Source organism: Amycolatopsis sacchari (genome assembly GCF_900114035.1).
Taxonomy (GTDB): Bacteria; Actinomycetota; Actinomycetes; order Mycobacteriales; family Pseudonocardiaceae; genus Amycolatopsis_E; species Amycolatopsis_E sacchari.
This window is the reverse complement of sequence record NZ_FORP01000025.1, coordinates 1-23600: the sequence shown is the minus strand read 5'-3', so window position 1 is coordinate 23600 and position 23600 is coordinate 1. Positions and strand designations below refer to the sequence as shown.

General features: G+C 70.9%; 26 protein-coding genes and 1 riboswitch. Of the genes, 19 read left to right on the top strand and 7 right to left on the bottom strand.

What is annotated here, in order from left to right; genetic code table 11:
* Positions 1-3: 3 nt before the first annotated feature.
* The 3 genes from BMZ92_RS29935 (at position 4) to BMZ92_RS29925 (ending at position 3269) form a co-directional block, all read left to right on the top strand.
* The gene (locus BMZ92_RS29935) at positions 4-1563 is read left to right on the top strand and encodes a benzoate-CoA ligase family protein (RefSeq protein WP_091514399.1); all 1560 of its coding nucleotides are present in this window, start codon (positions 4-6) and stop codon (positions 1561-1563) included.
* Complete coding sequence (locus BMZ92_RS29930; RefSeq protein WP_091514396.1) at positions 1560-2417, top strand: amidohydrolase family protein; 858 nt, start codon at positions 1560-1562, stop codon at positions 2415-2417. The genes BMZ92_RS29935 and BMZ92_RS29930 overlap by 4 nt, the downstream gene beginning before the upstream one ends.
* A gap of 75 nt (positions 2418-2492) precedes the next feature.
* A complete protein-coding gene (locus BMZ92_RS29925; protein ID WP_425425875.1) occupies positions 2493-3269 on the top strand; it encodes a TIGR03084 family metal-binding protein in 777 nt (258 codons plus the stop codon).
* 558 nt (positions 3270-3827) lie between these two features.
* Here BMZ92_RS29925 and BMZ92_RS29920 read toward each other — a convergent pair.
* On the bottom strand, positions 3828-4271 hold the full coding sequence (locus BMZ92_RS29920; protein ID WP_091514393.1) for a MarR family winged helix-turn-helix transcriptional regulator: 444 nt from the start codon (positions 4269-4271) through the stop codon (positions 3828-3830).
* 95 nt (positions 4272-4366) lie between these two features.
* On the opposite strand from BMZ92_RS29920, the gene BMZ92_RS29915 reads away from it, so the two are divergent.
* The 8 genes from BMZ92_RS29915 to thpD all read left to right on the top strand — a co-directional run bounded on the left by BMZ92_RS29915 (position 4367) and on the right by thpD (position 10830).
* Positions 4367-5329 carry a ring-cleaving dioxygenase gene (locus BMZ92_RS29915; RefSeq protein ID WP_091514392.1) on the top strand — a complete coding sequence of 321 codons (963 nt, stop codon included), beginning with the start codon at positions 4367-4369 and terminating at the stop codon, positions 5327-5329.
* 141 nt (positions 5330-5470) lie between these two features.
* Complete coding sequence (locus BMZ92_RS29910) at positions 5471-6238, top strand: class I SAM-dependent methyltransferase (protein WP_091514389.1); 768 nt, start codon at positions 5471-5473, stop codon at positions 6236-6238.
* Positions 6239-6275: 37 nt separating this feature from the next.
* The gene (locus tag BMZ92_RS29905) at positions 6276-6653 is read left to right on the top strand and encodes a LapA family protein (protein WP_091514387.1); all 378 of its coding nucleotides are present in this window, start codon (positions 6276-6278) and stop codon (positions 6651-6653) included.
* A gap of 31 nt (positions 6654-6684) precedes the next feature.
* Positions 6685-7455 (top strand): Abi-alpha family protein, encoded by a 771-nt coding sequence (locus tag BMZ92_RS29900; RefSeq protein WP_218153575.1) that lies wholly within the window; start codon positions 6685-6687, stop codon positions 7453-7455.
* 209 nt (positions 7456-7664) lie between these two features.
* The gene (gene ectA, locus BMZ92_RS29895; protein ID WP_091514385.1) at positions 7665-8165 is read left to right on the top strand and encodes a diaminobutyrate acetyltransferase; all 501 of its coding nucleotides are present in this window, start codon (positions 7665-7667) and stop codon (positions 8163-8165) included.
* A 48-nt stretch (positions 8166-8213) separates the two neighbouring features.
* Positions 8214-9467 carry a diaminobutyrate--2-oxoglutarate transaminase gene (gene ectB / locus BMZ92_RS29890; RefSeq protein WP_091514382.1) on the top strand — a complete coding sequence of 418 codons (1254 nt, stop codon included), beginning with the start codon at positions 8214-8216 and terminating at the stop codon, positions 9465-9467.
* A 15-nt stretch (positions 9468-9482) separates the two neighbouring features.
* The gene (locus BMZ92_RS29885) at positions 9483-9875 is read left to right on the top strand and encodes an ectoine synthase (protein WP_091514380.1); all 393 of its coding nucleotides are present in this window, start codon (positions 9483-9485) and stop codon (positions 9873-9875) included.
* A gap of 61 nt (positions 9876-9936) precedes the next feature.
* Positions 9937-10830 carry an ectoine hydroxylase gene (thpD, locus tag BMZ92_RS29880; protein ID WP_091514378.1) on the top strand — a complete coding sequence of 298 codons (894 nt, stop codon included), beginning with the start codon at positions 9937-9939 and terminating at the stop codon, positions 10828-10830.
* Positions 10831-11303: 473 nt separating this feature from the next.
* On the opposite strand, the gene BMZ92_RS29875 is transcribed toward thpD, so the two are convergent.
* From BMZ92_RS29875 to BMZ92_RS29865, 3 genes are all read right to left on the bottom strand, one after another.
* On the bottom strand, positions 11304-12188 hold the full coding sequence (locus BMZ92_RS29875; protein ID WP_091514375.1) for a hypothetical protein: 885 nt from the start codon (positions 12186-12188) through the stop codon (positions 11304-11306).
* Positions 12182-12661 (bottom strand): DUF6932 family protein, encoded by a 480-nt coding sequence (locus tag BMZ92_RS29870; protein WP_091514373.1) that lies wholly within the window; start codon positions 12659-12661, stop codon positions 12182-12184. Before BMZ92_RS29870 ends, BMZ92_RS29875 begins: the two co-directional genes overlap by 7 nt.
* Positions 12662-12850: 189 nt before the next feature.
* A complete protein-coding gene (locus BMZ92_RS29865; RefSeq protein WP_177228928.1) occupies positions 12851-13657 on the bottom strand; it encodes an SGNH/GDSL hydrolase family protein in 807 nt (268 codons plus the stop codon).
* A 225-nt stretch (positions 13658-13882) separates the two neighbouring features.
* Here BMZ92_RS29865 and BMZ92_RS29860 point away from each other — a divergent pair, with 225 nt between their 5' ends.
* The gene (locus tag BMZ92_RS29860; RefSeq protein WP_091514368.1) at positions 13883-14542 is read left to right on the top strand and encodes a DUF3159 domain-containing protein; all 660 of its coding nucleotides are present in this window, start codon (positions 13883-13885) and stop codon (positions 14540-14542) included.
* Here the strand turns inward: BMZ92_RS29860 and BMZ92_RS29855 are convergent.
* A complete protein-coding gene (locus tag BMZ92_RS29855; RefSeq protein WP_091514366.1) occupies positions 14511-15437 on the bottom strand; it encodes an N-acetylglucosamine kinase in 927 nt (308 codons plus the stop codon). The two genes, BMZ92_RS29860 and BMZ92_RS29855, sit on opposite strands and share 32 nt — an antisense overlap.
* On the bottom strand, positions 15434-16441 hold the full coding sequence (locus tag BMZ92_RS29850; protein ID WP_091514364.1) for an SIS domain-containing protein: 1008 nt from the start codon (positions 16439-16441) through the stop codon (positions 15434-15436). Before BMZ92_RS29850 ends, BMZ92_RS29855 begins: the two co-directional genes overlap by 4 nt.
* 228 nt (positions 16442-16669) lie before the next feature.
* Between BMZ92_RS29850 and BMZ92_RS29845 the strand changes: the two genes are divergently transcribed.
* The 3 genes from BMZ92_RS29845 to BMZ92_RS29835 all read left to right on the top strand — a co-directional run bounded on the left by BMZ92_RS29845 (position 16670) and on the right by BMZ92_RS29835 (position 19858).
* Positions 16670-17398 carry a GntR family transcriptional regulator gene (locus tag BMZ92_RS29845; protein ID WP_091514362.1) on the top strand — a complete coding sequence of 243 codons (729 nt, stop codon included), beginning with the start codon at positions 16670-16672 and terminating at the stop codon, positions 17396-17398.
* Between the two features lie 62 nt (positions 17399-17460).
* Positions 17461-18870, top strand: coding sequence for an MFS transporter (locus BMZ92_RS29840; RefSeq protein WP_091514530.1), 1410 nt, complete (start codon positions 17461-17463; stop codon positions 18868-18870).
* A 142-nt stretch (positions 18871-19012) separates the two neighbouring features.
* Positions 19013-19858 (top strand): hypothetical protein, encoded by an 846-nt coding sequence (locus BMZ92_RS29835; protein ID WP_091514359.1) that lies wholly within the window; start codon positions 19013-19015, stop codon positions 19856-19858.
* Between the two features lie 4 nt (positions 19859-19862).
* Here the strand turns inward: BMZ92_RS29835 and thiE are convergent, their stop codons facing one another.
* Entirely contained in the window at positions 19863-20522 is a 660-nt protein-coding gene (thiE, locus tag BMZ92_RS29830; RefSeq protein ID WP_091514356.1) for a thiamine phosphate synthase, read from the bottom strand.
* Positions 20523-20553: 31 nt separating this feature from the next.
* A riboswitch (TPP riboswitch) is annotated at positions 20554-20662 on the top strand.
* Here thiE and thiO point away from each other — a divergent pair.
* The 4 genes from thiO to BMZ92_RS29810 all read left to right on the top strand — a co-directional run bounded on the left by thiO (position 20657) and on the right by BMZ92_RS29810 (position 23255).
* Positions 20657-21745 (top strand): glycine oxidase ThiO, encoded by a 1089-nt coding sequence (gene thiO / locus BMZ92_RS29825; RefSeq protein WP_091514354.1) that lies wholly within the window; start codon positions 20657-20659, stop codon positions 21743-21745. (Overlaps the previous riboswitch by 6 nt.)
* Positions 21746-21946, top strand: a complete 201-nt coding sequence (gene thiS, locus BMZ92_RS29820; RefSeq protein ID WP_091514351.1) for a sulfur carrier protein ThiS — start codon at positions 21746-21748, stop codon at positions 21944-21946.
* Positions 21939-22709, top strand: coding sequence for a thiazole synthase (gene thiG / locus BMZ92_RS29815; protein ID WP_281245238.1), 771 nt, complete (start codon positions 21939-21941; stop codon positions 22707-22709). Before thiS ends, thiG begins: the two co-directional genes overlap by 8 nt.
* A gap of 114 nt (positions 22710-22823) precedes the next feature.
* Positions 22824-23255, top strand: a complete 432-nt coding sequence (locus BMZ92_RS29810; protein ID WP_091514526.1) for a MarR family winged helix-turn-helix transcriptional regulator — start codon at positions 22824-22826, stop codon at positions 23253-23255.
* The last annotated feature ends 345 nt before the right edge of the window (positions 23256-23600 follow it).

Here is a 23600-nt window from a genome sequence, read left to right as displayed (position 1 = left end):
GCGGTGGGGTTCAACGCGGCGGACTACCTGCTCGACAGGCACGTGCGAAACGGTGACGGCAGCCGGACCGCCGTGGTCACCCCGGCCAGGACGCTCACGTACGCCGAACTGGCCGACGCGGTGCACCGCGTCGCGGGCGGCCTCACCGCGATCGGCGTGCGGCCCGAGGAACGCGTGATGCTGTGCATGGTCGACGGCGTCGAGCTGCTCACCGGCATCCTCGGGGCGATGTACGCGGGTGCCGTCCCGGTGCCGGTGTCGACGATGGTCACCGGCGCCGAGCTCGGCAAGGTGCTCGCGGACTCCCGTGCGCGCGTGCTGTGCGTGTCCGCGGAGTTCGCGGCCGCCGCGAGCGAGGCGGTCGGCCGGGCGCCGGAGGTCGCGGCGGTGGTGCTCGACCGCGCGGATCCGGCGGATTTCCCCGGTGTGCACACGCACGACTGGTCCGAGCTGTCCACTTCGGACCCTGTACTGCCGTTCGACACGTGGGAGGACTCCCCGGCGCTGTGGCTGTACACGTCGGGCACCACGGGCGAGCCGAAGGGCGCGATGCACCGGCACGCCAGTGTGCGCGCCGTGTGCGAGACCTACGGCAGCCAGGTGCTCGGCATCCGCCCCGGGGACCGTTGTTTTTCGGTCGCCAAGCTGTTTTTCGCTTACGGCATCGGGAATTCGGCGTTCTTCCCGTTGTCCGTGGGCGCCTCCGTCGTGTTGGAAGCCGGACGCCCCAGTCCGCAGTCGGTGGCCGAACGGGTCCGCGCGGAACGCCCCACGTTGTTCTTCGGCGTGCCCACGTTCTATGCCGCCCTGCTCGCGAGCGACATCCCCGATGACACGTTTGTCTCTGTGCGGCAGGCGGTTTCAGCCGGTGAACCACTGCCGTCTGTCCTTTTTGAACGGTTCCTGGCCCGGTTCGGCGTGGAGATCCTCGACGGCATCGGGTCCACGGAAGCGTTGCACATCTTCCTGTCCAACCGTCCCGGCGCGGTGGTGCCCGGAACCACCGGCACAGCGGTACCGGGTTACGAAGTGGAGATCCGGGACGCGCTCGGCGTGCCGATCGACGCGGTGGGCGAGCCGGGTGAGCTGTTTGTGCGCGGGCCGTCGACTGCGTTCGGGTACTGGAGCCGGTACGATACGAGCAAGCGCGTGTTCCAGGGGGAGTGGCTGCGGACGGGCGACAGTTACGTGCGCAACGCCGACGGCACCTACACCTGCCTGGGGCGGTTCAACGACATGCTGAAGGCGGGCGGGATCTGGGTGTCGCCCGCCGAAGTGGAGCAGAGGCTGTTGCAGCACCCGGATGTGGCGGAGGCGGCCGTGGTGGCGGCGCCGGACGCGGACGGTATCGACAAGCCGGTCGCGTGTGTCGTGCCGGTGGCCGGGCGGGTGGTCGAGCCCGGCGCGCTGATCGAGTTCTGCCGGGAGGGGCTGGCGTCGTTCAAGCGGCCGCGTGCCGTGGTCGCGGTCGCGGAGCTGCCGAAGACGGCGACGGGCAAGATCCGCCGGAACGTGATCCGTGAGCAGGTCCGTGACTCGCTGCGCCCGGGGGCGCTCGCGTGATCGACGGTTTCACGGTGGTGGACGCGCATGTCCACGTGCCCCGGCTTTCGACGTTGAAACAGGCGTGGCTGGACTGGGCGGATAAGTTCTCGGGCCCGCACGACTGGCGCGCCGCGTACGACCCGGCCGGCGATCCGGTTCCGTCCGCTTTGGACTCGTTGCTCGAGGCCGAGGGCGTGGACCGGGCGTTGTTGTTCTGCGAGTACAGCCCACGGGCGACGGGCATCCAGCCGATCGAGGACCTGCTGCCGATCGTGGAGCACAACCCGTCGCGGTTCCGGCTGGTCGCGAACGTCAACCCGTACCTGCACCACCCGGTGGCGGCGGAGGTGGAGCGGCAGCTGGGGCTGGGTGCGGTGGCGCTGAAGATCCACCCGGTGCACGGCGCGTTCTCGCCCGCGGAGAAGGAGCTGTACGCGGCGTACCAGGTGTGCGCGGAACGCGGGGTGCCGGTGATCATCCACTCGGGCACGAGCAGTTTCCCCGGCGCGCGGGCGAGTTTCGGCAATCCGGAGCTGATGTCCGATGTGGTCGAAGACTTCCCGGACGTGCAGTTCGTGTTCGCCCACGGTGGTCGCGGCTGGTGGTACGACGTGGCGGCGTTCCTGGCGCTGGCGAAGGACAACGTGTGGCTGGACCTGGCCGGCCTGCCGCCGAAGAAGCTCCCGGAGTACTACGCCCGCTTCGACTTCACACGGCTGGCGGAGAAGTTCGTCTTCGGCACGGACTGGCCAGGCGTGCCCGGTACGGCCCGCAATGTGCGCGCGCTCGCGGAGTTGGGTCTCCCGGCGGCTGTGTTGCGCGCGGTCCTGTCCGGCAACGCCGCGAAGCTGTTCCCGGGCCTGGGCGTTTAGGGGGTGCGGGGTAAGGACGGCGTTCGAAGGGGAAAAGTTCGGCGGTCCGGTACCGCTCCGGCCTAGCCTGGCCGGGTGAGGGTGGACTACGGCCTTGACCTGTCCGGGGTTCCGCGGGACCTGGCGTTGTCCGGTCTGGTGGCGGAGGGGGACGAGCTGGACGCGGTGGTGTCGGCAGAACCCGACTGGTCCAAGCCGACGCCCGCGGTGGGGTGGACGATCGCCCACCAGATCGCGCACCTGGCGGCGGCCGATGCGAACGTCCTCATCGCGATCCGGACGCCGGAGGCGTTCGGCGCGGTGCTGGAGGAGGTGGAAGCCGGGGGCAGCGGGCACGCGGACCGGGAGGCCGCCGCGGGTGCGGCGCAGCCGCGGTCGGAGCTGCTGGAACGGTGGCGCGCCGGCCGGACCGAGGTGGCGGCGGCGCTGCGTGACGTTCCGCTGGAGCACACGTTTCCGTGGTTCGGCTCCCAGCTGACCGCGGCGCTCATGGTCCCGCTCCGGCTGATGGAGACTTGGGCGCACGGGCAGGACGTCCTCGACACGGTGGGGGTTCGGCGCCGCCCGACCGATCGGCTGCGGCACATAGCCACGTTGGGGTTCGTGGGGCGCGGACTTTCGTTCCACGTCGCCGGATTGCCGCTCCCGGCGGAGCCGTTCCGGGTGGAGCTGGCGGGTCCCGGTGGGGAGGTCTGGACCTGGGGCCCGGAAGACGCCCGGCAGCGGGTCCGGGGCAGTGCTCTCGACTTCTGCCTGCGGGTGACCCAACGCAGACCCCGAGCCGAGACCGACCTCACCGCCACCGGCGAAGACGCCCAGAAGTGGCTGGACATCGCAAGGATCTTTCTTTGAGCGATCGCATGGCGGCTGGGGTGTGAGCCCGGCCCCAGTCGTGGGCCCCGCTTGCTACCAGACGAGGATCTTGATCCGGCCGAAGCAGGCCCTGCCTCCCGATCCGGCCTTTGTGGCCAGGGGACTTCCTGCCGCTCTCCGCCACCCGGTGTTCGCCGTCGTCGGTCCGGGGCGAGGCAAGCTCCCTCCCGCCGAACCCGCCTTCGCGGCTTCCCGCCGCTCCTCGCCGCTGCCCCAGCCGCCGCCCCCGGCGCCCTGGCCCGTTTCGCCGTCCTCGGGCCGAGGCACGCCCCACCTCTCGAACCCGCCTTCGCGGCTTCCTACCGCTCCCCGCCGCCGCCCCGGGCCCGTTTCGCGTCCGCGGGCCGAGGCAAGCCCCGCTTCCCGAATCCGCCTTCGCGGCTTCCTACCGCTCCCAGTCGCTGCCCCGGGGACCCGGGGCCGTTTCGCCGTCCCCGGACCGAGGCAAGCCCGCCGTCCGAACCCACCCCGGTCACCGACCCACCCCCGCCTCCTGCGGAGCCAAACTCACCGCGCGGAGCAAGACCGGCCTTCCAGCTACTCCCCGTTGACGCTCCGCAGCGTGCGCATCGCCTCGGCGAGGGCCTTTGAGGCGTCCGGGCCCAGCGGCTCCAGAACCCTCCGCCGGAGGATGGACGCGCAGAACTCGCGCGCCTGTTCGGCCACCCGCTTCCCGTACTCCGTCAGGCACGCGTAGGTCACCCGCCGGTCGTTCGGGCTCGGGCGGCGGACGATCAGGTTCGCCGCCACCAGGCGGTCCGCGACCTTCGTGAACCCCCCGCTGGACAGCGCCGCCTCGGTGGCCAGCCGCGTCATCGGCATCTGGTACCCGGGCGTGCGGACGAGCCGGATCAGGATGTCGAACTGCGCGGGCGAGAGTCCGAACCGCTCACCGATCTCACCCATCAACTTGTCCTGCGTCGCGACGTAGCCTTCGATCACCAGGCCCCACCACGTCACGATCTCGTCATCCTCTGCCACGCGAACAGTATACGCGGAGGTATCTTGCGGGAATATATCTTGCGAGCGAGAGGTTTCCGAGATAGCTTCTTCCCATCCCCTCGAAGGAGGACCGGATGTCCATCAAGACCAGCGGCCTGCACCACGTGACCGCGATCGGCGGCGACCCGCAGCGCAACGCCGACTTCTACCTGCGCACGCTCGGGCTGCGGCTGGTGAAGACCACCGTGAACTTCGACGACCCGGGCACCTACCACCTGTACTACGGCGACGAGTCCGGCAAGCCCGGCTCGCTCATGACGTTCTTCCCCTGGCGCGACGCCCCGAGCGGCACGCGCGGCACCGGCCAGGCCACCACCACCTCGTTCTCCGTGCCGCCGAACTCGATCGGCTGGTGGAAGGACCACCTCGCGGAGGCCGGGATCACCACCGGCCGCATCGCCAACCGGGATGGCGAGGACGTGCTGACCTTCGACGACCCGGACGGGCTGCGGCTCGCTCTCGTCGCGCACCCGCAGGGCGACCCGCGCGACCCGTGGGACAACGGGCACGTGCCCGCCGAGCACGCCATCCGCGGCCTGCACTCGGTCACGCTGTCGGTCGCCGAGGAGGAGGCGACCGCGGAGATGTTCCGCGAGCTGGGCCTGACGTTCACCGGTCAGGACTCGAACCGCCTGCGGTTCAGCGCCGGCGAGGGCGGTCCCGGCACGATCGTCGACGTGCTCGTCACCCCGGACGCACCGCGCGGCCTCGTCGCGGCGGGCACCGTCCACCACGTCGCGTGGCGGGCGCCCGACGAGCAGACCCAGGCTTCCTGGCGCGAGGAGCTGGTGGACCGCGGCGTGAACGTCACGTCCATCCTCGACCGCCAGTACTTCCGGTCGATCTACTTCCGCGAACCGGGCGGCACCCTGCTCGAAGTGGCCACCGACGCCCCGGGCTTCGCGATCGACGAGCCGCTGCTGGAGCTGGGCCGCGCGCTCAAGCTGCCGCCGTGGCTGGAGCCCGACCGCGAGCAGATCGAGCACACGCTGCCCAAGCTGAACCTGCCCAGCGAGAACAACCCCGAGCGGGCGTGACCACGCTGGAGTACGAGTTGATCGAGGGCGGAGATGGCGGAACCGTTCCGGAGAGCGGACCGGACCAGTGAGGGAGCCCGGCGGGCACCAGATCCCCCTCGACGCCGGGGCGGAGGCGAAGCGCTGGTTATCGTCGGCGGCATGAGCGCCGTCGAGCGGTGGGCCACGCGCCTCGCCGAATGGGCCATCCCGCCGGAAATCCTGACGCGGGCGCCCGAATCGCCCTGGGAGCCGACCCGCGAAGTGTTCGTCCGCCGGGTGGACCGCCAGCTGGGTGAGCCCGCGACTCCCACGCACCGGGCCGTCAGCGGGGCAGTGCTCGACGTCGGCGCCGGAGCGGGCGCGGCGAGCCTGCCCTGCGCCGCCAAGCTCACTCGCATCACCGCCGTCGACACCGACTCCGCCCTGCTCGCCTCGTTCGCCGAGCGCGCGAAAGCGCTTTCCCTGCCGTACGAAGCCGTCGAGGGCCGCTGGCCCGACGTGCACGAGCAGGTGGGCGAGTTCGACGTCGCCGTGTGCGCGAACGTCCTCTACAACGTGCCGGACCTGCCGCCCTTCCTCACAGCACTCGCGCGGCACGCCCGGCGGGTCGTCGTCGAGCTGACCGAACGGCACCCGATGGCGCGGATGAACCCCCTGTGGCGGCACTTCCACGGCATCGAGCGCCCCGACGGGCCGACCGCCGCCGACGCCGTCGAAGCCGTCCGCGAGCTGGGGTTCGAGCCCGAGGTCGTGTGCTGGGAGAAGGACGCCGCCCCGATGCCGTTCGACGAACTGGTCGCCGTCACGCGCCGCCGCCTGTGCCTCGGCGTCGAGCGGACCGCCGAAGTGGCGGCCGTGCTCGAACGCGAGCCGCTGGAAAAACGCCGCCTCCGGACGCTGGTCTGGTCACCCGATCGGACGGTGTGAACCAGCGAGACTCCGCCGTCCGGCCGATAATTCGGACATGACTTCCGCGCAGGACCCCGAGTCCACCACCGCGGCACGACCCGAACCAGCGTCTCCCGCGGGACAGCCAACCCCGGACGCCCCGGTGGAGCCCACCGCCCCGCCGCGTCCGGCGCCGATCAAACGGACCCGCGTCAGCGGCACGTGGGTGGCGGTGATCGTCGCGCTGATCGTCCTGGTCTTCCTGCTGATCTTCATCCTGCAGAACCTGGCGTCGGCGACCGTCAACTTCCTCGGCATGAGCGCCGGCCTGCCGCTCGGCGTCGCGTTGCTGCTCGCCGCGATCGGCGGCGCGGTGCTCGTCGCGCTCATCGGCGCGGCCCGGATCATGCAGCTGCGGCGGGCGACCAAACGGGCGAGCCGAGCGGTCCGCTGACCGGCGGCACGCTGCCGCTAGCATTTGCGGCGTGACCAGCGAGGGCCTGTCCGCCGTGAACGCCGCGCAAGACGACGACGGCCTGCTGCGCCGCGTCGGCAGGCTCGCCGGTCTCGCCGCGCGCACGGGCGCGTCGCTGGCAGGCAGGCTGCCCGGGCTGGAGAACGCGGGCGAGGGCCTGCGCCAGGTCGAACGCCAGGTCCTCAGCGGCCTGCGCCGTCGCCTCGACGAGTTCGACGACCCGTACGTCGTGGCGCTCAGCGCCGCGGGGACGCGCGAACCGTCCGGTGAGGTCGTGCCGGCGCCCGAGCCCCTGCGCGCCGCGATGAAGGAGCTGCTGGACCGGTCGGTCACCTTCGACCGGGACCGCGCCCGCGAGTACCTGTACGCCACGGTCCTGCGGCAGCTCACCCCGGACGAGGCCCGCATCCTGGTCGTGCTGTCGGACGGCGAGCCGTATCCCGTGCTCGACGTCGTCGCCCGCGGCGAGAAGATCCTGCTGCGCAACGCCTCGACCGTGGGCAAAGCCGCCGGCGTGACCCTGCCCGACGAGGTCCCGAGCTACGTGACCCGGCTCGCCGGGCTCGGTCTCGTCGACGTCACCGCCGAGGACCCGGCGCTCGGTTCGCAGTACGAGGTGCTGGCGACCGACGAGCTGGTGCGGACAGCGGCCGCCGGGGCGCGCCGGGTCAAGCTGGTCCGTCACACCCTGCGACTGTCGCGGTTCGGGTCCCGCTTCTGGGCGTCCTGCGATCCGACGGCGGCCGATTCGCGTGACGTGACCCGGACCACTACCGTGTAACGAAACCGGCAGCCGCAGCGCTTCTCCGGTGGCGATCCGGGAAACCGGCCACCGCGGCGGGTCCGTGCTGGGCGTATAGCACATCCAGCCGCGAAAAGGTACATTTTTGTTGTTATTGTCACATGTGTTTCGTCGTCGTTGCAGGTAGTCAACGTGCGCGCTTCGTCTTGCGCTGAACGGGCTAAGAACCTCTGTTAGCTTGTTTTGACATGTCCGGAAAGCACTTGATCGACTTCCCGACCAAGGCCGACGGCGCTGCGCTGTGGCGAATCGCACGGGATTCGCAGAAGCTGGATCTCAACACGCCATATGCGTATTTGTTGTGGTGCCGGGATTTCGCTGACACCTCCGTCGTGGCCAAAGTGGACGGTCAGGCGGTCGGTTTCGTGATCGGGTACCGCAGGCCTTCGGCGCCCGACACCGCGCTGGTGTGGCAGGTGGCCGTCGACGCGTCACAGCGCGGACGTGGCCTGGCCGGGGCATTGCTGGACGAGTTGTTCACGCGTCTGGTGGGCCGGGGCGTCCGCTACCTGGAGACGACCGTGACCCCGGACAACGAAGCATCGATAAGGACGTTCGCGTCGTTCGCGAAACGCTGGAACGCGCCGATGGAGCACACGGAACTGTTCGCCCGCTCGGACTTTCCGGCGGACAGCGGGCCGCACGAGCAAGAGGATCTGTACCGAATAGGCCCGCTTTCCGCGCAATAACGTGGAATTCGGCGATCCGCAAGCCAGCAGTCGGGAGTGGAATAGCCAGTGAGCATCTTCGAAAAACTCGAGTCCGAGGTGCGCAGCTACAGCCGTGGCTGGCCGGTCGTCTTCGACCGGGCCGTGGGCAGCCGCCTCTACGCCGAGGACGGCACCCCGTACCTCGACTTCTTCGCGGGGGCGGGGGCGCTCAACTACGGGCACAACAACCCGGTCCTCAAGCAGGCGCTGCTCGACTACATCGCCCGCGACGGCGTGACCCACGCGCTCGACATGTTCACCGTCGCCAAGCGTGACCTGCTCGAGACGCTGGAGGACAAGATCCTCAAGCCGCGCGAGCTGGACTACAAGGTCATCTTCCCCGGTCCCGGCGGCGCCAACGCGGTCGAGGCCGCGCTGAAGCTGGCCCGCAAGGTGACCGGGCGCGAGTCCGTCATCAACTTCACCAACGCCTTCCACGGCATGACGCTGGGCGCGCTGTCGGTCACCGGCAACTCGATGAAGCGCAGCGGCGCCGGTGTCCCGCTGGTGCACGCCACGCCGATGCCCTACGACCAGTACTTCGACGGCGCCTACCCGGACTTCCTGTACTTCGAGCGGCTGCTCGACGACTCCGGCAGCGGGCTGAACGAGCCGGCCGCGGTGATCGTGGAGACCGTGCAGGGCGAGGGTGGCATCAACGCGGCGAGCCTGGAGTGGCTGCGTGGCCTGTCCGACCTGTGCGAGCGGCACAACATCCTGCTCATCGTCGACGACGTGCAGATGGGCTGCGGCCGCACCGGTCCCTTCTTCAGCTTCGAGGACGCCGGCATCAAGCCGGACATGGTGTGCCTGTCGAAGTCGATCGGCGGCTACGGGCTGCCGATGGCGCTGACGCTGATCAAGCCCGAGCTGGACGTGTGGGAGCCCGGCGAGCACAACGGCACCTTCCGCGGCATCAACCCCGCGTTCGTCACCGCCGCCGAGGCGCTGCGGACCTACTGGAGCGACGACGAGCTGGAGAAGTCCACGCGCGCCAAGGGCGAGCGGATCGGCGCGGCGCTGCAGGGCATCGTCGAGGCCTACCCCGAGGCGAACCTGACCGCGAAGGGGCGTGGCCTCGCGCGTGGCCTCGAGTTCGAAAGCGGCGAGATCGCCGGGAAGGTGTGCGCCGCGGCGTTCGAGCGGGGCCTGCTGATGGAGACCTCCGGCCCGGACAGCGAGGTGGCCAAGATGCTGCCGCCGTTGACGCTGACCGACGCCGAAGTGGGCGAGGGGCTCGAGATCATCGACGCCTCCGTCAAGGCAGTACTGGGCAAGTAGAACGGGAGAGAAGCTTTGATCGTCCGTACCCTCGACGAGATCACCGACACCGAGGCCGACATCAAGGAGCCGAACTGGCGGAGCAAGCGCATCCTGCTCGCCAAGGACGGCGTCGGCTTTTCGGTGCACGAGACCACGCTGTACGCGGGCACCGTCAACGACTTCTGGTACGTCAACCACATCGAAGCGGTGTTCGTCTACGAGGGTGAAGGCGAGGTCACCAACAAGGCGACCGGCGAGACCCACCAGCTCCGGCCCGGCTCGATCTACGTGCTCAACGACCACGACAAGCACCAGGTCCGCCCGAAGACCGACATGAAGACCATCTGCGTGTTCAACCCGCCCGTCACCGGCCGCGAGGTGCACGACGAGAACGGCGTGTACCCCCTGATCACCGAAGAGGACTGACGCACCACCCCCGCCACGCACGAAGAAAGGGAAGCCGAGGAGGCGAACCGTTTTGACCACCATGGACACCGGGATCGAGGACCTCTACCCGACGCGGGTCACCGGCACCGCGGAACCGATCGACCGGACCGACCCGACGGTCTGGGGCACGGAGGCCGACGGCCCGGACGACGCGGCGACGCTCGCGTCCCACGACGCGAAGGGCTACCACGTCGTCGAGGGGCTGCTGTCCCCCGCCGAGGTGCAGACCTACTGGCAGGAACTGGTCCGGTTGTCCGGCGACGAGGAGCTGAAGGCCGACGAGCGGGTCATCACCGAGAAGGCGAGCGGCGAGGTCCGGTCGATCTTCGAGGTGCACAAGATCAGCGAGCTGATCAGCGAGCTCATCCGTGATCCGCGGATCCTGGACCGGGCGCGGCAGATCCTCGGCTCCGAGGTGTACATCCACCAGAGCCGGGTGAACTACATGCCCGGGTTCAAGGGCACCGGGTTCTACTGGCACTCGGACTTCGAGACGTGGCACGCCGAGGACGGGATGCCGCGGCCGCGGGCGGTGAGCTGCTCGATCGCGCTGACCGACAACTACCCGTTCAACGGCGGGCTGATGGTCATGCCGGGTTCGCAGCGCACGTTCGTGCCGTGCGTCGGCGAGACCCCGGAGGACTACTACAAGTCCTCGCTGAAGGAGCAGGAGATCGGCGTGCCGAGCCAGGCGGACATCACCAAGCTCGCCGCCGAGTACGGCATCGAGCAGTTCACCGGCCCGGCGGGCTCGGCGCTGTGGTTCGACTCGAACATCATGCACGGCTCCGGGAACAACATCACGCCGTTCCCGCGGTCGAACATCTTCCTGGTGTTCAACAGTGTCGAGAACGCGCTCGTGGAGCCGTTCGCGGCGAGCAAGCCCCGGCCCACGTTCATCGGCAGCAGGGAGTTCACGCCCATCACGCGGTGAGCGGGAAATCACACCGGCGAACCGTGGGTCGGTTGTAGCCGCTCCAGCGCAGGCTGTTACGGTGAGCGCCACCGCAACGGCGGAGTCCGGAGCGGCCCCAGGTTGTCGTCGGTGGTGTGGGTTCTCCTTGCTCGGGTGAGTCCTGTACGACCGCTGACAATGAGATCGGCGGGGGCGTTTTCCGCCCCGTCGCATGTTTCACCGGGACGGCCTCGTGCCACCAGATCGGGACTGGTGGCACGAGGCCGTTTCGTTGTCCGTTTTCGCTGCCCGGCGGTGGATATGGAACCCGGCGGCGCGACCCGGTGGCCCACCGCCCACACCCCACCCTCGTTCCCGATCCCCAGCTTCCCCAGCGGCCGGCGCGGTGGGTCCAGGGTGGCGAAGCCATCGCGAAGCGACGCCGGAGGCGCCCTTGACGCACCGTGACGGCCGTTGAACGATGCGAGATCGGGGGCGGGGGTGGGCCCCTGTCACTGGTCGAAGAGGTTGACCTCGGGCGTGATCTCCAGCAGTTCGTGCACCGGGCGGCCGCGGCGGCCGTCGATCGTCGTCGTGCGGACCACCCGCAGCCGGGCGGTCACGGGCCGGTCGAGGTTCTCCTTGATCTGGCCCAGCAGGTCCGGCGCGACGGCGCCCTGGATGGTCCCGCCCGACTCGCGCTCCAGGTAGAAGATCCGCCGCCGCGTGCGGACGCCGTCGAGGCGGCCGGAGACCGTCTCGTACCCGACCGCCTCGCGGGACTCGCGCAGGCTGCCGTGCAGCACCTTCGCCTGGTCCAGGGTCATGCTGCGGGCCACGTCGTCACCCGAGGTGGGGGTCAGCTGGATGCCGATGCCGACGTTCTTGACCACCGCGTTGACGATGTCGCTGACCGCGTTGCGCACGGTGTCGCGCTGCAGCAGGACGGCGTCGAGCGCGCCGTCGTCGGAGCCGTTGGCGGGCAGGAAGTCGCACAGCTCCTTCACCGCGCGCTCGGACAGGCTCTCGATGCCGTCGTGGATCAGCGCGTCGTCGAGCGCGGGCTCGGGGAAGCCGAAGAAGATCGTGTTGCCCGCCTGACCGCGCTGGATGAGCGGCGCCTTGTCCCGGTCCGTCGGCTGGACGTAGGTGACCTCGGCCTGCGGGTTGCGGATGATGTGCCCGATCTTGGCCGTGGCGTCCTGCAGCGCGCGGCTGATGTCGGAGAACGTGTACGCGTCGAGGTTCGTCGAGCCCAGCATCGACACCCGCAACAGCGGGGAGCGCGACGTGCGCTCGAACTTCGCGTGCGCCGCCATCGCCGACGCGCGCGCCAGGTCGTCGAGCCAGGTGCCGCCGGGGATGTCGTCGGCGATCCTGCGGAACTCCGTCACCAGATCACCTCGGGGAAGCCGCGCGTGCCGGACATCGACCAGGTCTGCGCCCAGATGTCCTCGTCACCGGGGAAGCACAGGAAGCCGTCGAGCAGGCCGCCCACCGGTTGCACCTGGTCCAGGTACATCGCGGGCTGGCCGATGATCACCCCGCGCAGCGTGAGCAGGCCGTAGAGCGCGTCGCGGACCGGGCCGGTCATGCGCTTGAGGCTGCCCCAGTCGTCCGGCATGAGGACCACGTCCAGCCCGCTGGGCACGTGCTCGGTGCGGGCGATGAACGCGCCGCCGATCCAGGCCCGTCCGCTGGGGATGACGCGGGCGACCGCGCCGAGGTAGCTGTTGAGCGCGCTGAACAGGATTTCCCGCTCGTTCTGGTGCGGCGCGTCGAAGACGAGCCGCTCGTAGATGTCGGCGAGATCGGCTGGCAGCCGCCCTGGCGGGAGTACGCCCTCCATGGTCCAGTGCGGGAGCGGCATGCCTGAGAACTTAGCAGCGGCGCGGAGCGCCTCCGTTGAGGGTGGTGGTGGGGAAGTGGCTGGCCTTAGCAGTGGCGCGGAGCGTCTCTGTTGAGGGTGGTGGTGGGGAAGTGGCTGGCCCTATCAGTGGTACCTACGGCACTGGCCAGGGTGGTGGGCGGCACCATCGGCGCCACCCACCACCCTGCTTCAGCGGGTGTGCGCGTGCTCGTCCGAGGACGACAGCGACGGCAGCACGAACGGCGTGAGCTGCGGGCGCTTCGGGGACAGGCCGTCACCCATCGACTCGCCACGCAGCTGACGGCGGATCCACGGCAGCAGGTGCGTCTTGCCCCAGGCCAGGTCCGCCCGGCGCAGCGCCACCCAGTTGCGCGGGAGGTCGAGCGCGGGCCACGGCTCGCGCCAGTCCTCCGTCACCGGGACGCCCAGCATCTCCGCCGCGCGCAAGGCGATCCGGCGGTGGCCCTCGGCGGTGAAGTGCAGCCGGTCGTCGCTCCACGCGCGGGGGTCCCGCAGCACGTCCATGGTCCACAGGTCAACCACCTGCGCGCCGTGCCGGGCCGCGATCGCCCACAGGTTCGTGTTGTAGATGCCGATCTTGCCGCGCAGCACGCTCATCACCGACAGCGTCTTCGTGTCGGGACCGTTGAACAGCAGCACCTCGATGCCGGCGCCCCGCAGCGCGGCGACCACCGAGTCGATCTGCGCGGAGATCTCGTCCACGTCGGTGCCGGGGACGATGACATCGTTGCCACCACCGCAGAACGTCACCAGATCGGGTTTGAGTTCGAGCGCCACGGGTACCTGTTCGTCGACGATCTCGGCGAGCATCTTGCCGCGCAGCGCAAGGTTGGCGTACTGGAAACCGGGTGTGTCCCCCGCGAGGATCCCGGCGAGCCGGTCGGCCCAGCCGCGAAAGGTGCCGTCGGGGAGTTCGTCGTTGAGGCCCTCGGTGAAGCTGTCACCCAGGGCGACATAGCTGTCGTAGCCGTACACGCTGCGATCCCCTCTCTCCAGCACCGATATTCAGTTCCCCCCAGGAGCCAACACCGCGAGGATGCACTCCTGTTCCCGACCTGCGCCACCGTCGGTTTCCCGTGAGGTCACAGTCTCTTACGTTGTCGGTCACCCGCGCCTCCGTATTACCGCCGTGCGCGGCGCCCTGTGGGCAAGATCTCCCCGGACGTTCCCGGAACGGGATTCTTCGGGCAGCATGTAAGGGTGACCTCACAAGGGACGCGGGAGCGGGAGTCGCTGGCCACGGTGCTCGGTGGCCGCAAGGGTGCGGTGGACGCGAGCCTGCCGCCGCTGGCCTTCGTGCTCGGCTGGCTGATCGCGGGGAACTCGATCGCGTGGGGCTCGGCGGCCGCCATCGCGACGGCCGTCGTCGTGGGCGTGTTCCGGCTGGTGCGGGGGGACAAGGCGCGGGCGGTCGTGGTGAGCCTCGCCGCCGTGATCGTCGCCGCGCTGATCGCCCTGCACACCGGGCGCGCGCAGGACTTCTTCCTGATCCAGCTGCTGTCGAACATCGCGAGCGCCCTGCTGTGGGCGGCGAGCGTGGTGGTGCGGTGGCCGTTGCTGGGGGTCGTCGTCGGGTTGCTGCTGGGGCAGAAGACGCGCTGGCGCCGTGACCCGGACCTGCTGCGCGCGTACTCACGGGCGAGCCTGACGTGGTCGTGCCAGTACCTGCTGCGGGTGGCGGTCTACCTGCCGCTGTGGTGGACGGGCCAGCTGGTCGCGCTCGGCATCGCGCGCACGGTGCTGACGTGGCCGCTGCAGGCGCTGACGATCGCGGTGAGCGGCTGGGTGCTCTACCGGACCCTGCCCGACGACCATCCGGGCCTGCGGCTCAAGGAGCCGGAGCAGGAGGAGCAGGCCTGACGGCGCCCTCGCCGTAGGCCTCGACCGCGGCGAGCCACGCCGCGCCCAGCACGCCATCGGTGCTGGTCAGGACGTCGAGCCCGGCCAGTTTCGCGCGCACGCGCTCGCCGACGGGGCCCGCCAGCACGCTCCCCACGAGCACCACCGGCGTGTCCTCGCCCGGCTCCCGGGCCTCGCGGGCGAGGCCGGCCAGCAGGTCCGCGGCCCGGTCGAGGATCGGACCCGCGTCGGCCGCCGTGCTGACCAGCGGGGCGAACCGGGCGAGGCGGATCGGCGCCTCCGCGTTGGCCACCGTGATCAGCTGTTGCCACGCCAGGAGCGGATCATCCGTCTCCACCTCCGCCTCCGCGAGCACGGACCGCGCCAGCTCGCCGAGTTCGCGCCGGGCGGCGAGCGCGTCCAGCGTCGCGCGGACGGCCTCGCGGCCGAGCCAGAACGCCGAACCCTCGTCGCCCAGCAACCAGCCGTAACCGCCGGCCGTGGCGACCAGACGCCGCTTGCGGATGCGGCCCGCGATCGACCCCGTGCCCGCGACGAGCACCGTGCCGTCCGGGGCGGAGGTCGCCGACGCGAACGCCACCTCGGGATCCGTCCGCACCTGGACCTCGCCGAGGCCGAGCCGCTGCCAGGTGGCGTCGAACAGCTCCGCCACCGCGGGGTCGGTGAGCTTGCTGCTGCCGGCCATGCCGACGACGCAAGCGTTTGCCTCCTGCACGTTCAGCCCCGACAGGCAGCCCTCGATCGCTTCCGCGAGGTGGGCGACCGCGATCGACGGCGAGTGCGAGTTGGGGTTCGCGCCACCGGAGCGGCCGGTGCCGAGCACCGTGCCCGCCGCGTCCACGGCGATGGCGCGGGTGGACGTGCCGCCCGCGTCCACCCCGATGACGAAGCTCATCGCGTCCTGGTCACCTTCAGCAGGCCGCGCGGGCTGTCCGGGTCGCCACCGCGCGCGACCGACAGGCCCAGCGCGAGCTGCTGCACCGGCAGCACCTCCAGCACCGGCGCCAGCTCCTCGGCCACCGCCGGGACGGGGATCCGCAGCGCCGCGGGCACGTCGTCGGCCGCGGAACCGAGCGCCAGCACGTCCGCGCCCCGCTCGGCAACCGCTTTCAGCACGTCCTGCATCGCCGCACCGCCGCGCCCGGTGCCGGTCACGGCGAGCACCGCGGTGTCCTCGTCGATCGCCGCGACGGGACCGTGCAACAGGTCAGCACCGCTGTACGCGCGGGCGGCGAGGTAGCTGGTCTCGGCGAGTTTCAGCGCCGACTCCAGCGCCGTGGCGTACGAGTAGCCGCGGCCGGTGGTGATGATGCGGTTGACGAAGCGGTACCGGTCCACCGCGCGCTGCACGGGCGCCTGCAGCGCCTGCTCGGCGAGCGGGCCCAGCTCGGCGGCCGCGGAGCCGTCGCCCCCGCGCACGGCGTCGATCAGCAGGTACAGCGCCAGCAGTGTGGCGGAGTACGTCTTGGTGGCGGCGACGGCACGCTCCGTGCCCGCGCCGATGTTCACGCCCAGTTCGGCCGCGCGGTGCAGCGGGCTGTCCGGCGTGTTGGTGACCGCGACGGTCAGCGCCCCCTGCTTGCGCGCGGTCTCGGTGAATTCCAGCAGGTCAGGGGAGCCGCCGCTCTGGCTGACGGACACGAGCAGGACGTCGCGCAGGTCGGGGCGCGCACCGTAGAGTGTGACGGTCGACGGGGACACGAGCCCCGCCGGCAGCCCGAGCATTACCTCGATCAGGTACTTCGCGTACAACGCCGCGTGATCGCTCGACCCGCGCGCGGCCAGCAGCGCGAACCGCGGCGGACGGTGGGCGATGACCTGCGCCACCTCGGCGATCTCCGCGCGCCGGGCCACGAGGCCGGCCAGCACCTCAGGTTGCTCGGCGATCTCCGCTGCCATGTGCTGTCCGGGGCGGGTCATAGTTCTCCCTTTCGTGCTCCTGCGATTGTGCGCGTGGTCGGCACCGTGCCGCCAGGGCGAACCGAGGCCGGAATCCGGTAGGTTTTCCCGCATCTTCGCAGCATTACCCCTTTAAGGTCTAGACCAATACTAAACCCGGGCGGGAAGACGGGGCGAAAGGGTAGTTTCTTCTCGCGCCGGGAGGCGTGTCGAAAGAGGGAGTCGGTCATGTTGGAGTCACCCACGCGCGGGCAGCGCGAACCGAAGTACTGGGCGTTGAAGCAGCACCTCCTCGACCTCCTGGAGAGCCTGCCCCCCGGTTCGCCCATCCCCACCGAGCGTGCGCTCGCCACCGACTTCGGGGTCTCCCGCACGACCGTCCGCCAGGCGCTCGCCGACCTGACCGCCGAAGGGCGCCTGCACCGCGTGCAGGGCAAGGGCACCTTCGCCGCGGAACCCAAGCTCGCCCAGCGCCTCCAGCTGTCGTCGTACACCGAGGACATGCGGGCGCAGGGCCGCGAGCCGTCGTCGAAGCTGCTGGAGATCGAGGAGCTGCCGTCCGAACCGGAGATGTCGAAGCTGCTCGGCATCCGCAGCGGCGCCAAGATCCTGCGCATGCGCCGGCTGCGCCTCGCTGACGGCGAGCCGATGGCGCTGGAGACCACGCACCTGCCGCTGTCCCGGTTCCGGGGGCTGCGCAAGCACATCTCGGGCGGCGGCTCGTTGTACGCGGTTCTGCGCGAGCAGTTCGGTGTCCAGATGGAACGCGCCGAGGAGACGATCGAGACCTCGCTCGCCGGCCCCGTCGAGGCGGAGCTGCTCGGCGCCGACGTCGGGATGCCGGTGCTGCTGCTGTCCCGGCACTCGTTCGGTTCGGACGGCAAGCCCGTGGAGTTCGTCCGTTCCATCTACCGCGGTGACCGGTACAAGTTCGTCACCACCCTGACCACCCCGTGACCGTGCGCTGGGGCACCGCGCGGGCGCGCGGTGTCCTCGCCACCACCATCCTCGGGTCCGGGATGGCGATGCTCGACGGTTCGATCGTCAACGTCGCGCTGCCCAGGATCGGGGCGGAGTTCGACGCCTCGGTGGCGGGTCTGCAGTGGATCCTCGACGGCTACCTGCTCGCGCTGGCGGCGTTGATCCTGATCGCGGGTTCGCTGGGCGACCGCTTCGGCAGGCGGCGCGTGTTCCTCGTCGGGGTCGTCTGGTTCGGCGCGGCTTCGCTGCTGTGCGGGCTCGCCGTGTCCACGCCGATGCTCGTCGTGACGCGCGTGCTGCAGGGTGTCGGCGGCGCGTTGCTGACACCGGGTTCGCTGGCGATCCTCCAGTCGTCGTTCGCGCAGGAGGACCGGCCGAGGGCGATCGGCGCGTGGTCGGGGCTCGGCGGGCTCGCGGCGGCGGCCGGGCCGCTGGTCGGCGGGTTGCTGGTGCAGGCGTGGTCGTGGCGGCTGGGTTTCCTGATCAACCTGCCGGTGGCGGTCGCGTGCGTCTGGCTCGCCCGCCGCTACGTGCCCGAGTCGCGCGACGAGACCGCGGAAGGGCGGCTGGACGTGACCGGGTCGGTGCTGGGCGCGGCCGGGCTCGCCGGGGTCACGGCGGCGCTCGTCGAGGCGCCGGCCCGGGGTGTGGCGGACCCGCTGGTGCTGGTCGCGGGCGCGGTGGGGCTCGTCGCCCTGGCCGCGTTCGTGGTGCGGCAGCGGCGGTCGGCGGACCCGCTCGTGCCGCCGCGGATGTTCGCCGACCGCACGTTCACGGCGTCCAACGCGCTGACGTTCGTCGTGTACGCGGCGCTCGGCGGCGTGATGACCCTGCTGGTGCTGCAGTTGCAGGTGTCGCTGCGGTACTCGCCGACGGCCGCGGGCCTGGCCGGGCTGCCCATCACGGTCGTCATGCTCGTGCTGTCGGGCCGGTCCGGCGCGCTCGCGCAGCGGATCGGCCCCCGCCTCCAGCTCGTCGCGGGGCCGTTCGTGCTGGCCGCGGGCATGCTGCTGCTGACGCGCGTCGGACCGGGCTCGTCGTACCTGGGGACCGTGCTGCCCGCGGTCCTCGTGTTCGGGCTCGGGTTGGCGGCGGTGGTCGCACCGGTGACGGCGACGGTGCTCGCCGCGGCACCCGCCGAGCACGCCGGGGTCGCCTCGGGGGTCAACAACGCGATCGCGCGGGCGGGCACGTTGCTGGCGATCGCCGTGTTGCCCGCGGTCGCCGGGCTGTCCGGGGAGTCCTACGCCGATCCCGTGGCGCTCACCGCCGGCTGGCGGGTTTCGCTGGTCGTCTGCGCCGGTCTCGCGGCGCTCGGCGGCCTGCTCGCGCTCGGCGTCAGCAACTCCGTGTTGAAGCCGGAACACGTTGGGCCACAAGGGAAAGACCATGGGCAGCACTGCCTGCACTGCGCGGTCGACGGGCCGCCGACGCAGGTGGGCCGGTGAAGTACCCGTGAGTATTCGAGTCCACTGTGGACAGACGCCGTGGTGCGGCTCACGAAACTGCTAACACCGGGAGCATTTCGATCGACTAACACGTTGAACACCGTGGTATCACGGCGTGGCAACCTGCGAGCAGATCGGAATCATGGCCGAGGAAGAAAAAGAGAAGTCCGGCCTCAAGCCGGCACAGGTGGTGGCGTCGGCGCTGGCCGCGATCACGGCCGCGTTCCTGGGCTCGACGCTGGGGGTGGGCGGCACGGTCGCCGGTGCGGGGATCGCCAGCATCATCACGACGATCGGCAGTGAGCTGTACCTGCGTTCGCTGAAACGCACGAAGGAAGCGGCGCGCAGGACGGCGGAGATGCTGGCGCTCAACGACACGCGACTGCGCCAGGAGACGCGGTTCGTCGAACCGCCCGCGACGTCGGTGAACCCGTTGGTGCAGCCGACGCGGCAGGTACCCGGGGGCGGCGCCGCACAGCCGACGCAGCACATCCCGATGGCGGGCGCCGGGCAGTCCGCCGCCGGTCAGCGCACGGTCTACATCCCGAAGCCGGGGGCGACGGGCATGACGGGGATGCGGACGACGGTGCTGGCGGCGCCGGAGAAGCCGGCCAAGAAGCCCTGGTGGAAGAACCGGTGGACGCTCATCGTGGGCACGAGCGTGGCGGCGTTCGTCATCGGCATGCTCGCGCTGACCGGGTTCGAGTCCGTGACCGGGCACGCGGTCTCCGGCGGCAAGGGCACGACGTTCAGCCAGGTCGTCGGCGGCGGTGGCAAGTCCGGCGGGTCGGAGCCGACCACGGACACGACCAGGACGGTCACGGAGACCCCGTCGTCGCGCTCGCGCTCGTCGGCGCCTTCGTCGACCACGCGGACGTCGACCTCGGAGTCGGCGACGCCCACCCAGGAGGAGACGCAGTCGCAGACCAGCGCCACTCCCACCCAGTCGGCGACGCCGACCCAGAGCGCGGCCCCGACCAGCGGCTGAGCCGTCAGCGCAGCCGCTCGGCCAGCCGCCGGGCGGCTTCACGCGGGTCGTCGGCCTCGGTGATGGCCCGCACCACCACCACTCGCGAAGCGCCTGCCTCGAGCACCTCGGGCAGGCGCTTTTCGTCGATTCCGCCGATGGCGAACCACGGGCGGCGCGCCCCGGCCGTCGCCCGCACCAGGTCGAGCCCCGGCGCGGGACGGCCCGGCTTCGTCGGCGTCGGCCAGCACGGGCCGGTGCAGAAGTAGTCCACGCCCGGCTCCGCCTCCGCCGCGCGCGCCTGCTCCACCGAGTGCGTCGAGCGGCCGATCACCGGTCCGTCGCCGAGGATGCGGCGGGCGACCGGCACCGGCAGGTCGTCCTGGCCCAGGTGCAGCACGTCGGCGTCCACGGCGAGCGCCACGTCCGCGCGGTCGTTCACGGCGAGCAGCGCGCCGTGGCGGGCACACGCCTCGGCGAGCACCTCCAGCGCCGCCAGCTCCTGCTTCGCCTCCAGGGGAGCGCCGCCCGTCTTGTCGCGGAGCTGGATGATGTCGACCCCGCCGGCCAACGCCGCGTCGGCGAACTCCGCGAGGTCGCCGCGGTCCCGCCGCGCGTCGGTGCACAGGTAGAGCCGTGCCTCGTCGAGCCGCTTCCTGATCTGGTCCCCGCTGAGCCCTGGCATGGTCGTCACGGTAGCCGACGGGTTATGGTGGAGGGGTCCGCACGGGAGCCCGAGGCACGGGCTGAGAGGGAGCCGCGACCGCTCCGACCGTGGAACCTGATCCGGATAATGCCGGCGCAGGGAGCGTGATTTCTGTGGTCGAACGAGTAGCCGTGATCGGCGGCGGGGTCATCGGTCTGTCGGTGGCGTGGCGCGCCGCGCTCGCGGGGCACGACGTCACGGTGGTCGATCCTTCGCCCGGCCGCGGGGCTTCGTGGGTCGCGGGCGGGATGCTCGCGCCGGTCACCGAGGCGTGGCCCGGTGAGGAGGCCGCGCTGCACCTCGGCGAGGAGTCGCTCCGGCGCTGGCCGGCGTTCGCGGCGGAGTTGACCCGCGACGGGGGTGATCCCGGGTTGTCGACCGCGGGCACAGTCGTGGTCGCGCTCGACCGGGGTGACGCGGAGCAGCTGGAAGTGCTCGCCGGATACCTCGCCTCACTGGGGCGCGAGGTCGAGTCCGTCACCGGTCGTCAGTTGCGGGCGCTGGAGCCCGGCGTCAACGGGATCCGCGCGCTGCTCGTGCCCGGTGACCTGGCGGTGGACAACCGGCGGCTGCTGCGGTCGTTGCAGGCCGCGGCCGTCCGGCGGGGTGTGAAGTTCGCCGACGACGAGGTGACGGATCTCGAACCCGGCCGGGTCCGGACGCTCGCCGGTGAGGTGCGGTGCGACGTCGCCGTCATCGCCGCCGGGGCGCGGAGCGGCCGGCTGCACCCGGCGCTCGCGGTCCGGCCGCTGAAGGGCGAGATCCTGCGGTTGCGGGCGAGGCGCACGAGCCTGCCGCCGCCGGCGCGCACCGTGCGGGGCGTCGTCGAAGGGCGGCCGATCTACCTCGTGCCGCGTGACCACGGGGAACTCGTGCTGGGGGCGACGCAGTACGAGGCCGGGTTCGACGAGACGGTGAGCGCGCGGGGCGTGCGTGAGCTGCTGGAAGGCGCCGAACGGATCTTCCCGAGCATCGACGAGTACGAGCTCGTGGAATGCGCGTCCGGGCTGCGCGCGGCGAGCGTCGACACCGTGCCGTTCATCGGCGAACTGAGCCCCGGCGTGCTGGCTGCGACCGGTCACCACCGCAACGGGCTGCTGCTGGCACCGGTGACGGCGGACGCGGTCGTCGCCCTGCTCGGCGGCGCCCCGCCGCCTCCGCACGTGGCGGCGGCCGATCCACACCGGCTGGGAGAGAAGTAGATGGAAGTACAGGTCAACGGCGAGTGGCGGGCCTTCCCCGACGGCACCACGGTCGCCGGGCTGGTCGAGGCGCTCGGCACGGCGCCGCGTGGCATCGCCGTGGCGCTGGACGGCGAAGTCGTCCGGCGGGGCGACTGGGACGACGTGGTCGTGCCGGCGGGCGCGCGGCTGGAGATCCTGACGGCGGTGCAAGGTGGGTGAGACGGTGGACGGGGACCAGCTGGTCATCGGCGAGCACAAACTCGGCTCGCGGCTGATCATCGGCACGGGCGGCGCGGCGAACCTCGCGGTGCTGGAACGCGCGTTGGTCGCGTCCGGCACCGAGCTGACGACGGTCGCGATGCGCCGTGCGGACGCCGAGGGCGGCTCCGGGGTGCTGGAACTGGTGCGGCGGCTGGATATCGGGCTGTTGCCGAACACGGCGGGCTGCCGGAGCGCGGCCGAGGCGGTGCTGACGGCGCAGCTGGCGCGGGAGGCGCTGGAGACGGACCTGATCAAGCTGGAGGTCCACGCCGACGACCGGACGCTGCTGCCGGACCCCATCGAGACCCTCGACGCGGCGGAACGTCTGGTGGCCGACGGGTTCACCGTGCTGGCGTACACGAACGACGACCCGGTGCTGGCGTTGCGGCTGGAGGAGGCGGGCTGCGCGGCGGTGATGCCGCTCGGCGCGCCCATCGGGACGGGCCTCGGGATCCGGAACCCGCACAACATCGAGCTGATCGTGTCCAGGGCGGGCGTGCCGATCGTGCTCGACGCGGGCATCGGCACGGCTTCGGACGCGGCGCTCGCGATGGAGCTGGGCTGCGACGCGGTGCTGCTGTCCACGGCCGTGACGCGCGCGCAGGACCCCGAACGGATGGCGCAAGCGATGCGCTCGGCGGTCGTCGCGGGACGGCTGGCGCGGGGCGCGGGCCGCATTCCACAACGATTCTGGGCGCAGGCTTCTTCTCCCGCCCGCTGACCCTGGGTTGCCGAGAACGTCCGGATTACGGTGTTCACCGTACCCAGACGTGGGGTGCACGTATCGTGGTCCGAACTCTTGGCAACGGGGGACGGCGAGCAGAAGGAGCTCGAGGTGAACACGTCGACGACCGAGGACGTCGCCGGGCGGTTGTTCCTGGCGGTGGGCAGGCTGTCACGATCTTTGCGGCAGGCGGGCAGTCCCGGTCCGGGGCACGGTTCGATCTCCGCGCTGGCCACGCTGGTCGCCTCGGGCCCCATGCGGCTGGGCGACCTGGCGGTGAAGGAGGGCGTCGCGGCGGCGACGATGTCCCGCATCGTGGCGTCACTCGTGGAGTCCGGCTACGCCCGGAGAGAACCCGACCCCATCGACAGGCGAGCCTGGCTGGCGACGGCCACGGAGGACGGCGAGCGGATGCTGTCGGGCGTGCGTTCCACGAGGGTGCACGAGCTGAACAAGCGCATCGACCGCCTACCGGAGGAGCTGCAGCGGGATCTCGCGGCTGGCCTGGTGGCGCTGGAAGCGCTGCTGGTGGATGAGGATTAGGGGGCCGTCAGGCCCGCAGTACACCCGAGAGTTGGGTGATCATCCCGTCGCCTGAAACCGGGCGATCACTTTGGGCCAGGGCCGCAACATGCGCTGGGACTCGCGCTTGCTATGCCAGGCTTGCGGCTCTGGAGCAAAGTGATATGCACAAACCGCAGGCGACGGGATGATCACTCAACTCGACCACCCACCCCAAGGTGAGGTCCCTTTGGGCCCATCATCCTGGAGCCTGCCCGCCGGCCAATACCGCTAAGTTAGGCGGGGGTTGGGGTCTGACACGCGTGGCGGGGCTCCTGTGGTGGCGGGGTTTTCTCTCTACCATGTGGGCGTGCCTCGGGTTGGTCA

What these genes read in the sequence shown, in the direction of transcription:
- BMZ92_RS29915 (WP_091514392.1), top strand. Translation starts at nt 4,367, where the DNA reads ATGTCCATCAAGACCAGCGGCCTGCACCACGTGACCGCGATCGGCGGC.
- BMZ92_RS29910 (WP_091514389.1), top strand. Translation starts at nt 5,471, where the DNA reads ATGAGCGCCGTCGAGCGGTGGGCCACGCGCCTCGCCGAATGGGCCATC.
- BMZ92_RS29905 (WP_091514387.1), top strand. Translation starts at nt 6,276, where the DNA reads ATGACTTCCGCGCAGGACCCCGAGTCCACCACCGCGGCACGACCCGAA.
- ectA (WP_091514385.1), top strand. Translation starts at nt 7,665, where the DNA reads ATGTCCGGAAAGCACTTGATCGACTTCCCGACCAAGGCCGACGGCGCT.
- thpD (WP_091514378.1), top strand. Translation starts at nt 9,937, where the DNA reads ATGGACACCGGGATCGAGGACCTCTACCCGACGCGGGTCACCGGCACC.
- BMZ92_RS29870 (WP_091514373.1), bottom strand. Translation starts at nt 12,661, where the DNA reads ATGCCGCTCCCGCACTGGACCATGGAGGGCGTACTCCCGCCAGGGCGG.
- BMZ92_RS29855 (WP_091514366.1), bottom strand. Translation starts at nt 15,437, where the DNA reads ATGAGCTTCGTCATCGGGGTGGACGCGGGCGGCACGTCCACCCGCGCC.
- BMZ92_RS29850 (WP_091514364.1), bottom strand. Translation starts at nt 16,441, where the DNA reads ATGGCAGCGGAGATCGCCGAGCAACCTGAGGTGCTGGCCGGCCTCGTG.
- BMZ92_RS29845 (WP_091514362.1), top strand. Translation starts at nt 16,670, where the DNA reads ATGTTGGAGTCACCCACGCGCGGGCAGCGCGAACCGAAGTACTGGGCG.
- BMZ92_RS29840 (WP_091514530.1), top strand. Translation starts at nt 17,461, where the DNA reads ATGGCGATGCTCGACGGTTCGATCGTCAACGTCGCGCTGCCCAGGATC.
- BMZ92_RS29835 (WP_091514359.1), top strand. Translation starts at nt 19,013, where the DNA reads ATGGCCGAGGAAGAAAAAGAGAAGTCCGGCCTCAAGCCGGCACAGGTG.
- thiE (WP_091514356.1), bottom strand. Translation starts at nt 20,522, where the DNA reads ATGCCAGGGCTCAGCGGGGACCAGATCAGGAAGCGGCTCGACGAGGCA.
- thiS (WP_091514351.1), top strand. Translation starts at nt 21,746, where the DNA reads ATGGAAGTACAGGTCAACGGCGAGTGGCGGGCCTTCCCCGACGGCACC.